Source organism: Micromonospora sp. 050-3 (genome assembly GCF_046549335.1).
Taxonomy (GTDB): Bacteria; Actinomycetota; Actinomycetes; order Mycobacteriales; family Micromonosporaceae; genus Micromonospora; species Micromonospora trifolii.
In genome coordinates this window covers 1-12997 of sequence record NZ_JAJPVX010000002.1, presented here as the reverse complement: position 1 = coordinate 12997, position 12997 = coordinate 1, and the positions used below count along the sequence as shown (strand labels likewise).

Annotated in this window: 14 protein-coding genes; 5 read left to right on the top strand and 9 right to left on the bottom strand. The window is 69.9% G+C overall.

Features of this window, described 5'->3' with window-relative positions; all coding sequences use genetic code 11:
• Positions 1-136 precede the first annotated feature (136 nt).
• Both ACLJOK_RS15005 and ACLJOK_RS15000 read left to right on the top strand, forming a co-directional pair.
• Positions 137-2110, top strand: a complete 1974-nt coding sequence (locus tag ACLJOK_RS15005) for a fibronectin type III domain-containing protein (RefSeq protein ID WP_410819404.1) — start codon at positions 137-139, stop codon at positions 2108-2110.
• A gap of 89 nt (positions 2111-2199) precedes the next feature.
• On the top strand, positions 2200-3279 hold the full coding sequence (locus ACLJOK_RS15000) for a WxL protein peptidoglycan domain-containing protein (protein ID WP_410819402.1): 1080 nt from the start codon (positions 2200-2202) through the stop codon (positions 3277-3279).
• A gap of 12 nt (positions 3280-3291) precedes the next feature.
• On the opposite strand, the gene ACLJOK_RS14995 is transcribed toward ACLJOK_RS15000, so the two are convergent.
• Positions 3292-3987: a YoaK family protein gene (locus tag ACLJOK_RS14995; RefSeq protein ID WP_410819400.1), complete on the bottom strand. Its 696-nt coding sequence runs from the start codon at positions 3985-3987 to the stop codon at positions 3292-3294.
• A gap of 236 nt (positions 3988-4223) precedes the next feature.
• On the opposite strand from ACLJOK_RS14995, the gene ACLJOK_RS14990 reads away from it, so the two are divergent.
• On the top strand, positions 4224-5195 hold the full coding sequence (locus tag ACLJOK_RS14990) for a quinone oxidoreductase family protein (RefSeq protein ID WP_410819398.1): 972 nt from the start codon (positions 4224-4226) through the stop codon (positions 5193-5195).
• A gap of 4 nt (positions 5196-5199) precedes the next feature.
• Here the strand turns inward: ACLJOK_RS14990 and ACLJOK_RS14985 are convergent, their stop codons facing one another.
• The 5 genes from ACLJOK_RS14985 to ACLJOK_RS14965 form a co-directional block, all read right to left on the bottom strand.
• On the bottom strand, positions 5200-5790 hold the full coding sequence (locus tag ACLJOK_RS14985) for an HAD family hydrolase (protein WP_410819397.1): 591 nt from the start codon (positions 5788-5790) through the stop codon (positions 5200-5202).
• A gap of 16 nt (positions 5791-5806) precedes the next feature.
• The gene (locus ACLJOK_RS14980) at positions 5807-7063 is read right to left on the bottom strand and encodes an RNA polymerase sigma factor (RefSeq protein ID WP_410821500.1); all 1257 of its coding nucleotides are present in this window, start codon (positions 7061-7063) and stop codon (positions 5807-5809) included.
• 2 nt (positions 7064-7065) lie between these two features.
• On the bottom strand, positions 7066-7413 hold the full coding sequence (locus ACLJOK_RS14975; protein WP_410821499.1) for a YciI family protein: 348 nt from the start codon (positions 7411-7413) through the stop codon (positions 7066-7068).
• 86 nt (positions 7414-7499) lie between these two features.
• A complete protein-coding gene (locus tag ACLJOK_RS14970; protein WP_410819395.1) occupies positions 7500-8702 on the bottom strand; it encodes a low temperature requirement protein A in 1203 nt (400 codons plus the stop codon).
• A 40-nt stretch (positions 8703-8742) separates the two neighbouring features.
• A complete protein-coding gene (locus ACLJOK_RS14965; RefSeq protein WP_410819393.1) occupies positions 8743-9393 on the bottom strand; it encodes a winged helix-turn-helix transcriptional regulator in 651 nt (216 codons plus the stop codon).
• A gap of 72 nt (positions 9394-9465) precedes the next feature.
• On the opposite strand from ACLJOK_RS14965, the gene ACLJOK_RS14960 reads away from it, so the two are divergent.
• The gene (locus ACLJOK_RS14960) at positions 9466-10188 is read left to right on the top strand and encodes a hypothetical protein (RefSeq protein WP_410819391.1); all 723 of its coding nucleotides are present in this window, start codon (positions 9466-9468) and stop codon (positions 10186-10188) included.
• A gap of 57 nt (positions 10189-10245) precedes the next feature.
• On the opposite strand, the gene trpS is transcribed toward ACLJOK_RS14960, so the two are convergent.
• The 3 genes from trpS to ACLJOK_RS14945 all read right to left on the bottom strand — a co-directional run bounded on the left by trpS (position 10246) and on the right by ACLJOK_RS14945 (position 11927).
• Positions 10246-11304 carry a tryptophan--tRNA ligase gene (gene trpS / locus ACLJOK_RS14955; protein WP_410819390.1) on the bottom strand — a complete coding sequence of 353 codons (1059 nt, stop codon included), beginning with the start codon at positions 11302-11304 and terminating at the stop codon, positions 10246-10248.
• An 88-nt stretch (positions 11305-11392) separates the two neighbouring features.
• Positions 11393-11569 (bottom strand): hypothetical protein, encoded by a 177-nt coding sequence (locus tag ACLJOK_RS14950; RefSeq protein WP_410819388.1) that lies wholly within the window; start codon positions 11567-11569, stop codon positions 11393-11395.
• Positions 11570-11573: 4 nt separating this feature from the next.
• On the bottom strand, positions 11574-11927 hold the full coding sequence (locus ACLJOK_RS14945; protein WP_410819386.1) for a PRC-barrel domain containing protein: 354 nt from the start codon (positions 11925-11927) through the stop codon (positions 11574-11576).
• Positions 11928-12076: 149 nt separating this feature from the next.
• On the opposite strand from ACLJOK_RS14945, the gene ACLJOK_RS14940 reads away from it, so the two are divergent.
• Positions 12077-12331, top strand: a complete 255-nt coding sequence (locus ACLJOK_RS14940; protein ID WP_091397045.1) for an SCO4848 family membrane protein — start codon at positions 12077-12079, stop codon at positions 12329-12331.
• Positions 12332-12997: the final 666 nt, after the last annotated feature.

Below are 12997 nucleotides of genomic sequence, written 5' to 3'. Positions count from 1 at the left end.
AAGTAGTTCGTGAAGTGCAGTCTTTCGCAAGATCACGTTCATGGTCGGTTCATCGGGCGGCGAAAGCGTGGAATTGCTTCCCCAGCGTCGGGTGAAGACACAATCCATTTCTCTATTTGAAAAGGGAACAATGTCGATGACATTGAGCACCTCGACACGGGCCTCCGCGCTCGTGCGGCGGCGCCTGGTCGCCGGGGTCGCAGCCGGGTTCCTCGGTTTGGGCGCGGCCCTCGGTAGTGGCCTGATGGCCACCGCGAGCGCTGCCGAGTCCACCACGATCACCGGTGTGGTCCTCGGCGTCGGCGCCAACGAGACCCAGCGCATCGTGAGCTGGTACTCCTCCGCCGACACCGCGCAGAAGATCCAGCTCGCCCCGACCGCCGAGATCGTCAACGGCGAGTTCCCGGCCGGCGCGGTCAGCTTCGACGCCGTCGGTGCGGCGAACACCTCCACCACCGGCTTCAACCGGCACGCCACGATCAGCAACCTGCGTGAGAAGACGGCGTACTCGTACCGGGTCGGCGCCGAGGGCAGCTGGTCCCCGGCGTACGCCTTCAAGACGCAGGACTTCGAGGGCGACTACGACTTCCTGTTCTTCGGCGACCCGCAGATCGGCTCCTCCGGTGACCGGCTGAAGGACCAGGCCGGCTGGGAGGACACCCTGAAGGTCGCCACCGCGGCCAACCCGAACGCCGAGCTGCTGGTCTCCGCCGGCGACCACGTCGAGAGCGCCAACGACGAGGGTCAGTGGACCTCGTTCCTGGCCCCCGACCAGCTGCGCCAGGTCCCCCTCGTCGCCACCATCGGTAACCACGACGTCGGCGGCAAGTCCTACGAGCAGCACCACTTCACCCCGAACACCGACCGCTCGGCCCAGTACTACAACGGGGACCAGGCGACCCGGTCCGGCGGTGACTACTGGTTCATCCACAAGGATGTGCTGTTCATCGACCTGAACAGCAACAGCTACGTCAACCCGGCGGACGGCTCCGCCGGCGGCGACGCGGCGCACGTCGCGTACGTCACCGACGTCATCAACAAGCACGGCTCCGAGGCCAAGTGGAAGGTGCTGGTCTACCACCACTCCATCTACTCGCCGGCCAGCCACGCGACCGACACCGACAACAAGCAGCGGCGGGAAGACTTCACCACCGCGTTCTCCAACCTCGGCGTCGACATGGTCCTCCAGGGCCACGACCACAGCTACACCCGCAGCTACTCCATCAAGAACGGCCAGAAGGAGAACCCGGCTGAGAAGCCGGGCGCTGCCGACGTGTTCCCCGGCCCGGGCGGCGTCATCTACGTGACGGCCAACTCGGCCTCCGGCTCGAAGTACTACGACATCAAGAAGCCGGACGACACCGGCACCGGCATCCGTGGCAACGGCCCGGACCCGCTGGACGCGAACAAGTACTGGTACAACTCCGTGCAGAACCAGGAGCACGTGCGCAGCTACGTCAAGGTGCAGGTTCGCGGCGACAAGCTGGTTCTCGCGAACGTCCGCAGCGGCACCTGCGCGGCGCCGAACGCGGCCGTCGAGAAGGGCCTCTCCTGCGTCAACACCCCGGACGGTCAGCCGGTCGGCTCGATCGTCGACAACGTGACGGTGCACCCGTTCCACGGTGACGGCCAGGCCATCCAGGTCAACGTGCCGAACCCGGCTCCGGGTGAGTTCGGCTGGACGATCGACGGCTACAACGGTCTGGTCGACCTGGGTACCGCGCAGGAGCGCAACGGCACCTCCTTCCAGGCCAACGGCAAGATCAACCCGATCCTCGTGTCGGACAGCCGCCGGTCGCTCGCCCCGTGGTCGATCTCGGCCAACGTCGGCGACTTCCAGGATGCCGACAAGAAGTTCTCCGGCTCCTACCTCGGTTGGAACCCGTACGTGCTCGACGCCGGCGCGGGCGCCGAGGCCGGTGCCCCGGTCCTGTCGTCCCTCGACGACCAGGGCAAGGGCCTCTCGGTCTCCAGCGCGCTCGCAGCGGCCGCGCAGGGTCACCCGCGTGGTGGCGCCAAGCTCGGCGCTGACCTGGACCTGAAGATCCCGGACAGCATCGCGAAGGGCAGCTACCGCACCACCCTCACGATCACCGCACTGAGCAGCTGACCGGACTGTTTCATTCGGCGGGGTAGGCACCTTCGGGGCCTACCCCGCCACCGGTTCACCCACTACCAAGATCACCACAAGGACTTGAGATGCAACCGTCCGTAACTCGCTGGAAGACCACGACCGCCGCACGCCTCCGTACGACTGCATTGTCCCTGCTCGCCGTCGTCGCGGCCGTCGGTGTCGGTGCCGGTCCCGCCCTGGCCGCGGACGGCAACGTCGCCTGGACGGTCCGGACGGCCTCCAACGGCTACGGCGAGGCCCGGTCCAGCTACAGCTACAACGTCAACCCGGGCGGTGCCGTCGAGGACGCCATGGTCGTGGCCAACCGCGGCCCGGCGCCGCTGACCCTCTCCGTGTACGCGGCCGACGGCTTCACCACCGACGCCGGCCAGCTCGACCTGCTCACCAAGGACAAGAAGTCCATCGCGATCGGCGCCTGGGTGAAGCCGAACGCCGGCAGTGTGGTGATCCAGCCCGGCAAGACCGCCCAGGTCCCCTTCACTGTCGGTGTTCCGGGGAACGCCACGCCCGGGGACTACGTCGGTGGCATCCTCACCACGCTGACCCAGGCCGACCAGGCTGAGGGGATCAACGTCGACCGGCGCCTCGGTATCCGGATCAAGTTGCGAGTGGGCGGCGAGCTGAAGCCGAACCTCGCGATCGAGAACCTCCACGTCACGTACGCCGGACCGACCAACCCGTTCAGCAAGGGCGCCGCCACCATCTCCTACAAGGTCCACAACGTCGGCAACGCGGCCCTGTCCGGTAAGCAGGCGGTGAACGTCTCGGGCCCGTTCGGCCTGCTGCGGGTGCGGGCCGAGGACGTGGCCGCGCCGCCGGAGCTGCTTCCGGGTGAGAGCTGGGACGTGTCGGTCCCCGTACACGGGGTGGCTCCCGCCATCTCGCTGGCCGCGACCGCGACAGTGACACCCCTGCTCACCGACGCCTCGGGCTCCACCACCTCGCTCAAGCCGGTCCAGGTCACCGCGCACGGCTGGGCCCTGCCCTGGATGCTGGTGCTGGTGCTCGTCGTGCTGATCGCCGTGCTCGTCGGGGCGTACCTGTTCCGACGCCGCAACCGGGCGCAGCGCAAGGCGCGCGAGGACGCCCGCGTCCGCAACGCCGTCGAGCAGGCGCTTCGTGGCCCGGAGCCGCAGACCTCCTGATCGCGGCTCCGGTCAACTCGGCTGGCTTCGGCCGGCGGCGGTTCTCGCCCGCTGGGTCAAACCGATCGCGAACGCGACAACGGCGACCACCAGCACCGCCGCCGGCACGGATGCCCAGGTCGGGGCCGTACGCAGCACCACAGTGCCGAGTACTGCGCCGGCCACCAGCCCCGCCAGCCGACCGACGCCACCCACGTCGGCGAACCGGTGCGGGTCGACGACGCGGCGCCGGACCAACTCGGTCAGCGAGCCGGTCAGGTAGGTGGTCGACGCGCCCCGTACGCCGGCGGCCACGGTGATCACGCTCTGGATGCCGCTCGACACGGCCGCCATCGCCAGCAGTACCAGCCCGAAGCCGTACCCGGGACGTGCCGAGCAGGCCAGCCAGCCCACAGTGAAGCCGAGCAGCAGCACCGCCTCGGCCGATGTCACCACCGCGGTACGGAGGTTCCAACCCGGCGGGGTGTGGCGCAACGGCACCGTGGCAGCGGCCACGCCCACCGCGTACCCGCCCACCGCCACCACCGCACCCGCGAGCGACCGGGTGTCGGCAGTGGCGAGCGCGTGGCCGAAGTGCACGAGGTTGCCGGTGATCACGCTGGCGAAGTAGCCGTTGAGCTTCGTCAGACAGATCACGTCGACGCAGCCGGAGGCCGTCGCGAGCGCCACCAGGAGCCAGGCCGTGGCCCGCGTCGACGGTGCGTGCACGATGCCCCTTCCGTCGGTCCTGCGGTCAGCGCGACGCGCCCGGTCCTCACCGTCGAACGCACCCGCTCGCGCCCGGCGGGTTCGCGGACATTCCCGTGCCCGCGCCGGCTACGCCCGGCGAGGCGCACCGAGCGCCTGCGTTCGTCCTTGTGGGTGAACGGGGCTCCGCTCCGGGCCACGCCTGTTCCCGAGCCGGCATGCTGCGACGGTGACGCCGGCACGGAGAGGGAATCCACATGGTTGACGGGGATGTGCCAGAGCGGATGCAGGCTGCGGCCTTGGACGAGTTCGGCGGGCCGGAGGTGATCACCCTGCGGAAGCTGCCGATCCCGCAGGTAGCCGCCGACGAGGTGCTGATCAAGGTCTTGAGCGCCGGTGTCGGGGTGTGGGACGCATACGAGCGCGAGGGTGTGCTGGTGCCGGACGGCTCGGCGCTCCCGATCGTGCCCGGCTCCGACGGCGCCGGAACCATCATCGCGGCCGGCAGCAAGGTGACCAGCCTGGCGGTGGGTGACCTGGTCTACGTCTCCGCCACCAGTCGGCCGAAGGGCGGCTTCTACGCGGAGTACGCGTCGGTGAAGGCCGAGTACGTGGCGAAGGTGCCCGACGGTGTGCCCGCCGAGCACGCCGGGGCCATGCCCACCGATGCGCTGACAGCGCTGGCCGGGCTCGACGCGATCAGCCTGTCGGCCGGCGCCTGGTTGCTGATCTTCGGTGCGAGCGGCGGTCAGGGTCACCTGGCCGTGCAGTTGGCGAAGCGGCAGGGACTGAACGTGATCGCCGTGGCGTCCGGGGCGGACGGTGTCGCGCTGGTGACCCGGCTCGGCGCCGACGTATCCCTCGACGGCCACGGGGAGATGACCGATGTGCTGGCCCGGATCCGGGACGCGGCGCCGGGCGGGGTGAACGCCATCCTGGCGATGGCCGGCGGCGCGACGCTGGACCGGCTCACCGAGGCGCTGGCCGACGGCGGGGTGGTCGCGTTCGCCCACGGTGTGCAGCCGGAGCCGCAGGAGCGGCCGGGCGTCATGGTCCGCGCGTACGACGGCGAATCGAGCCCTCGACAGTTGCAGCGCCTCAACGAGCTCATCGAGGCCGGGCCGTTCGTGGTGCACGTCGCGCAGAAGTTCCCACTCGGCAAGGTGCGGGACGCACACCAGCGCCTACAGACGTCCTACTCCGGCAAGCTCCTGCTGACGGTGGCCTGAGACGTCAGGGCGTGCGCTGCTGCGGCACGCGTACCGAAGCCATGCCGGCCGCCGTCGCGGCCTGGATGCCCAGGTCGGTGTCCTCGAAGACCAGGCAGGACTCCGGGGGTACGCCGAGCTGCGCCGCCGCGAGCAGGAACGCCTCCGGGTCGGGCTTGGCCCGGGTGTAGTCGTCGGCGCAGACCAGCACGTCGAATCGGTCCAGCAGGCCGAGCGCGTCCAGGGAGGCGGTGACCGACGCGCGGGTGCTGCCGGAGACGACGGCGAACGGGACCCGCCGGTGCGCGTCGTGGATGTGCGCCAGCACATCGGGCACGGCGGCGAGCTGCGGCAGCAACTCCTGGTAGTAGCTCTCCCGGCGCTCGACGACGGCCGCCACCGGCATGGCCAGACCCTGCTGCTCGTTCAGCGCGACGATGATGTCGGCGGTGGGCCGTCCACCCCAGGCGTAGAAGAGGTCCTCCGGGAACTCGCAGCCCCACTCCTCGAGGGCCCGCTGCCAGGCCAGGTAGTGCAGCGGCATCGAGTCGACGATGGTGCCGTCGCAGTCGAACAGGTACGCGGCGAACGGCCCGGGAGGCAGAGGCAGACTCACCCGGGAAGGGTACAGCTCACTCGGTCGTGACGGCTTTCAGCTGGCTGAGCAGGTACGCGCGCTCCGGCTCGGTGCCGACCAGCGTCAACGCGCTGCGGTACGCGGCTGCGGCCTCGTCGTACCGGCCGAGCCGGCGCAGCAGGTCGGCCCGCGCCGCCGGATAGGGGTGGTGGCCGCGCAGCCGAGGCTCGTCGGCCAACTCGTCGAGCAGCGCGAGCCCGGCCGCCGGCCCGTCCCGCATGGCGACCGCTGCGGCCCGGTTGAGCGCCACGATCGGTGAGGGCACCAGGCCGAGCAGCACGTCGTAGAGGGCCACCACCTGCGGCCAGTCGGTGCTTGCCACGTCGGCTGCCTCGTCGTGCAGCGCGGCGATGGCGGCCTGCACGCCGTACGGGCCGGGCGCTCGGCCGGTGAGCGCGACCACCACCAGGCCGCGTCCCTCCTCGATCATGGGTCGGTCCCAGCGTTCCCGATCCTGGTCGTCGAGAAGGATCATGGCGCCGTCCGGCCCGGTACGCGCGTCCCGTCGGGCGTGGACCAGCAGCATCAGGCCGAGCAGCCCGGCGACCTCCCGCTCGGCCGGCAGCAGCCGACGCAGGATCCGGCCCAGCCGGATGGCCTCCTCGGCGAGGTCGATCCGTTGCAGCTCCGGGCCGGAGCTGGCCGCGTACCCCTCGGTGAAGACCGAGTAGACGGCCTGGAGCACAGTGGGCAGGCGCCCGGGCAGCTCGTCGGGTCCCGGCACCCGGAACGGGATGCGCGCGTCGCGGATCTTCCGTTTGGCGCGGACGAGTCGTTGGGCCATGGTGGCGGGCGGCACCAGGAAGGCCCGCGCGACCTCGGTGGTGGTGAGGCCGGCCAGGAACCGCAGGGTGAGGGCGCCGCGATCCTGCGCGGCCAGGGCCGGGTGCGCACAGGTGAAGAAGAGCGCCAACCGGTCGTCGGGCAGGTCGCGGTCCGCGTCGGCCGGCGGCGCGTGATCGGCCCGCTCGGCCTCCGCCTGCAGTACGGCGAGCCGGGTCGCCAGCACCCGGTCGCGACGCAGCCGGTCCACGGCCCGACGCCGAGCCGTGGTGAGCAGCCAGGCGCCCGGCCGGCTCGGCACGCCGTCGGACGGCCAGTGCGTCAGCGCCGCCTCGATGGCCTCGGAGGTGACCTCCTCGGCCAGGTCGAGGTCGCCGAAGCGGCGCACGAGCGAGGCGAGCAGTCGGCCGCGTTCCTCCCGGAACACCGCCTCCACCGACGACCCGATGGCCGCCCCCTCGGCCGGCACTGTCACCCCTGCAGGTCGATCTCGAAGATCGGACGGACCTGGACCGATCCGGTGCCGATGGCTCCGGGACTACGGGCCGCCCATTCCAGCGCGGCGTCGAGGTCCGGCACGTCGATGACGTCGTACCCGCCGAGCAGCTCTCGGGTCTCGGCGAACGGCCCGTCGGTGATCGTGCGCTCGCCGTCCGGGCCGACCTGCACTGTGGTGCAGGTGGTGAGGTCCTGCAGGGGGTGCCCGGAGACCCAGACCCCGGCGTCCTTCATCTCCCGGTCGTAGCGGATCCAGTCCTCGAAGCTGCACCCGTTGTCGACGACCTCCCCGTCAACCATGGGGCTCATGAACAGCAGCATGTACTTCACGTTTCGGCTCCTCTCGGTGCGGCGGGTCGCCGTACAGCATGACGACGAACGCGGGCCGGGGATATCGACACGGCGCGTCAGGATTTTCGTGACTCGGGCCGTTCGTCGCGTCGGTCCACCCGTCGTTCGAACCAGGTCACCCCGACCAGGAAGGCGGTCAGCACTGTGAGCGCTGCCAGTGGCGGCAGGGACCGGCCGACCGGCAGCAGGGCCAGCGGCAGCAGCGAGGCGACGACCTGCGCCGGGTACACCGCGCCAACGGTCAGCCGGCGGAATACCAACCTGCTGAGCAGGTAGAGCGCGGCGCCGCCGTAGAGCGCGGTGGCGGCCTCCCACCCCAGCCGGCCGGGGTGCGCCGACTCCTCGGTGAGCTGGGCGATCACCTCCTCGATGCCGAGCGCGACGTAGATGGCGCCGATGATCAGCGTGGAGTGCCCGAGGCCGTACGCGTCGCCGGCCACGCTGGCCCGTCGGTCACCAGGCACGTTGCTGACCGCTTCCCGAGCGGCGGACGCCAGCCGGTCGAAGTAGAGCCACCACAGGCAGACCGTGCTGGTGAGGCCGAGCAGTGCGGCCAGTAGGGCCGAGCCGACCGGTGCCATCACCCTCGGGCCTGCGCCGGCAGAGATCAGGGACTCTCCCAGCGCGATGATGAGCACCAGGCCGAACCGCTCGCTGAAGTGGTCCACGCTGCGCAGTTGCCACGGCCGGAAGGTGGACGCGATCCTGGCGCCACCGATGTTCAGCAGAAACGCGACAGTCCAGAGCGCCGTCTGGGCTGCACCGCCGAGCAGGGCGCCGATGATCAGCGGGACCCAGCCCAGCACGACCGGCACTGTGAAGAACCGCAGCGTCGACCGCAGCGGAGGGTTCTCCGCGCTCGCCCAGAACAGAATCACGAGCTGCACGGCCCGGCCGACCACGTAGGCCAGGGCGAGGGTCAACGGCGCGTCGAACAGTTCCGGGCTCTGCTGCCACGCGTCCGGCAGCACCAGCGCGGCCACGAAGATCGCCGCCATCGCGACCAGGGTGACCGCGCGGACCGGACCGACGTCCGGCCGGACCAGGTTTCCCACCCAGATGTACGGCGACCAGGAGTACAGCAGCAGGAGCAGCAGCAGTAGCCCCTGGGCCAGGGTGAGCGCGCCTGGCGACCCCGCCATGAATGTGATGACCCGGGTGAGCGCGAAGACGAAGACCAGATCGAAGAAGATCTCGAACATCGTGGTCCGGTGCGTCACCCCCGCCGGCACCGGACGAATGTCGAGAATCTTCCTCATTCTCGCATTCTGCGCTATATCGGTCGGCGGTTCATCCGGTCTACTCGCCCGGCGTCGCTGCGAAGAGCAGGAAGAACTGCTCGGCCGCCGTGCTGTCGCCGTGTATCTCGATCTCGCCCGCGGAGACCGCCGACCGCAGCGGCGTGCCGCCGAACATCATGGCCCGCAGCGCTCTGACCGTGCCGGTGATCGTGACGTCAACAGGGCCCGACCGGCCACGGACCACGCTGATCCCACTCGGGGACACCCCCACCTCGAAGGCGTCGGCGCCCACCTGCAACCGGAGTCGAGCGGTCACCGGCGCATCGGTCGGTGGCCGATAGAGGGCCTTCAGCAACAGCATGAACGCGTCGGTGCTCATCTCGACGTCCGGCTCCGCGGGAAGGCCGGCGCCCCACCGCGACAGCTCGATCAGTGTCGGCTCCAGTTGCTGACCGCGCTGCGTCAGCTCGTACGCGTGCACGCTGGCCGGCGGCCCGAGCTGCACCCGCCGGACGATGCCGGACTGCTCCAACTCCCGCAGTCGCTGGCTGAGCACGTTCTGGCTGGCCTTCGGCAGGCCGGCCCGCAAATCGCCGAAACGCTTCGGGCCGAACACCAACTCTCGGACGATCAACAGCGCCCAGCGTTCGCCGACGATGTCCATCGTGCGGGCCGCCCCGCAGGCGTCCTGGTAAGTCCGCTGAGTCACATCGCCATCGTAGTCGGCGTCCACCGTGTAGTGCTAACGTCGAACCGACTAGTCCTAACTTAGGAGTAAGCAATGGATGCACTGCTCGCCAAGGTGATCGAGCGCCACGGGGGCCTCGATCGCTGGAACACCGCGTCGACCCTCACCACCCGGCTCACCTACGGCGGCCCGTTCTGGGCTTTCAAGGGCCGCCCCGACTTCGACAGCACCGAACTGGTCGAGGCCGACCTGCACCGGGAACGGATCCGCCACGTCCAGGAGGGCACCGGGCAGGTCACCGAGTACGACAGCGACACCGACCGGGTCACCGTCACCGCGGCCGACGGCAGCCTGATCGACGAGCTGACGAACCCCCGGGCCAGCTTTGCCGGGTACACCGGGGAGAGCCAGTGGACGCTCGCCCAGGCGGCCTACTTCCGTGGCTACGCCACCTGGCACTACCTCGTCGAGCCGTTCCTGTTCACCTGGCCGGGCGTCGAGGCGCACGAGGTCGAGCCGTGGGCGGAGGACGGCGAGTCGTGGCGCGTCCTGCGCGTCACGTTCCCCGAGAGCGTGCACACCCACACCGACACCCAGCTGTACTACTTCGACGACGGCGGGCTGCTCCGGCGCATGGACTACCAGCCGGTGGTCAACGGCTCCTCCCGAGTCGCGCACTACGTCAGCGGAGCCACCGAGGTCGACGGGCTGGTCGTGCCGACGCGACGCCGGATCCACATCCGCCAGGAGGACCGCACCGCGGACCTCTCCTGGACGCCGATCACCCTGGACCTGGCTGACGTCCGGATCCGCTGAGACCCCGATGGTGTCGCAGCGGACCCGGCGCCACGTCGCCGACCGGACGCCCCGGCCTCAGGTCGAGGCGTCCGTCCGGCGCCGGCTCCGCTCAGCCCGCCGCCGCACCTGCTGGTACGCGCCGGTCAACCCCATCGCCCGGCGTACCTCGAGCACCGTCTGGCGTACCTCCTGGCGGGTCCGTTCCGTACCCTCGACGATCAGTCGGTCGACCAGGCCCCGGTCGGCTTCGATCTCGGCCCGGCGCTGCCGGATCGGCGCCAGGAACCCCTCCAGCGCGACGATCAGCCGTTCCTTGACCTCCACGTCACCCACCCGCCCGCTCCGGTACCGCCGGGCCAGGTCGGCCACCTCGTCGCGGTCCGAATTGAAGACCTCGTGGTACGCGAAGACCGGGTTGCCTTCCACAGTGCCCGGCACGTCGGCCCGCACCCGGTTCGGGTCGGTGTACATGCCGAGCACCTTGCGCCGCACCGTCGCCGCGTCGTCGGAGAGCGCGATCGAGTTGCCCCGGCTCTTGCTCATCTTGGCGGCGCCGTCGGTCCCCACCAGGCTCGGTGTGTCAGCCGGGATCAACTCGGGCACCGGGAAGACGGGGCCGTACAGGTGGTTGAACCGCCGGGCGATCTCCCTGGTCACCTCGACGTGTGCGGCGTTGTCCCGGCCGACCGGAACCACCTCCCCCTTGACGCAGAGGATGTCCGCGGCCTGGAGCACCGGATAGCCCAGCAGCCCGTACGGCATCTCCTCCTTGCCGGCGTCGCGGGCCATGTCCTTGAGCGAGGGCACCCGTTCCAGCCGGGGCACTGTCACCAGGTTCTGGAGGAGGGTGTTGAGGTCGCCGATCTCGGGGATGGCCGACTGGAGGTAGAAGGTGGCCCGGTCGGGGTCGACGCCGGCGGCGAGAATGTCGGTCACCATCTCCCGGGCGTTGCCGGAGACCTGGTCGATGTCCTCCCGGCGGTTGCGGGTGGTGAGCATGTGCAGGTCGGCGATGATGAAGAAGCTCTCGTAGCGCCGGTGCAGCCGTACCCGGTTGGCGATGCTGCCGACGTAGTGGCCGAGGTGCAGGCGGCCGGTGGGCCGGTCGCCGGTGAGCATTCGTGCGACGGACATGGTGGTGCCTCTCGTATCCGAAGGTGGGTGACGCGTGGGCGCGCGCCAAGCAGGGCTGGCTCAGCCCTGCTTGATCAGCGGGATCGACTCAGCGAGTCGCCTGCCATCGCGCGCCGGCGCGAAACCGCAGACCACCGGCACGGAGGACGTTCAGAAGTTGCTCACGGCCATCGCCGGAGCTGGTCGGGATCTCGGGCACGGCACCGAGGGACTGGCCGTCGACCAGGTCGACCGCCTCGGCTGCGCAGTTGCCCGTCCGGACCACGGCCTCAGATTACCCGCGGGATGGCGCCGGGAGGGGGGAGGTAGCTGTCGGCGTAGTACGTGCCGACGCGTTCCCGGTACTCCTGGTCGGCCGAAACCTGATCGAACGGTGGGGCGTCCTTGATCTGCTGGCGGGTCCGGTCGACGTACACGACGCGTTCCTGGTGATCCACCCGGTCCACAGTTCCGGCCGGCAGCAACACCTTCTGGCCGAAGATCCACGGCCCGGGGGCATCCGGGCCGTCGTGCCCATCCTCCTGACCCTCCGGAGGGGTGACCGAGGGGGTCGTCTGCGTGTACCCGCCGGCCAAGGCGGATGGATCACGCCAGGCCCAGGGGTTGAAGATCGAGGGTTGCATGGGGCACCTCCAGGGGACGGTCCTCAGCTGTCCCTCTTCGCAGTGCCCATCCCGCTGACGCCGGAAACAAGCTCCTGTCCAGGCGTGGCAGTGCGTTCGCTTTCCCGCAGCCGGCCCGCTGAACAGGTGCGCTGGCATACTCGGCTGCCATGGTGCTGTCGCGAGGGTGGAGTCTCTTCCTGGTCGGAGTCGGCGTCTGGACCTGGGTGATCTGGCCGAGGTTCGCGGTGGCCATCTGGCAGGACCCGCGGTCCTGGGCGTCCGGCACGGTGGCCGACGGCGCAGCCACCAGCTTCCTGTGGGTGCACGCGCTGCTGATCGCCGCGTCCCTGGCAATCGGCACCACCGCCGGCGTTCTCGGCGTCCGGGCCTGGCTCGCCGCCCGGCGACGGCAGCCGTCCTGATCACCGCTGCTCCTGCGGATCGGGCGGGTCAGCGCCCCCAACTACTGAGGGTCGCCGAGCCCTCGTGCCGCCGGAACGTCTCTGACCTGGGAAAACCGGTCGGACGCGCGAATGTGACGCGCGCCGCTACCCGTGGATTTGACGATCAAACCCGCAGACGCGTAACTTTCTCTCTGCCAGCGCGGAACGGGGCAAACGGGACGAAGGTCCTAGAGCACCGAAACGGGTTGGCAACCGGGTCAAGCAGGGGTTCGCTCCTGGGAGACGCGGTCCGGGCGGGGCTTGCCGGATCGGCCGCGAGGCGGATTTGGTGCGGCGAAGCCGACCGGGTAAGGTTCACGACCGGCAGGGAACCGGGCGAGACTGCGGGAAACCGCAGCGGCCGGTCTGCCGAATCCGACGACCTGACGCAGCGGTTCGCTGCTGCGTGAGTGCGCCGGCGCTGACCCGTACGAAGCATGACAGACCGGGACACACGGTTTGACACAGCGAAGACGGTGAGGTAACGTAGTAAAAGTGCCCGGCGCGAGAGCGGCGGGGACACGGTACGGAAAGCCCCGGGTTGGGGTTCCACTGTGGTGGGGCTTCTGGTCGGTGTGTGGTTGTTCTTTGAGAACTCAACAGGGTGCTTGTAAAGCCAGTGCCAATTATGATTTATACCCCGGA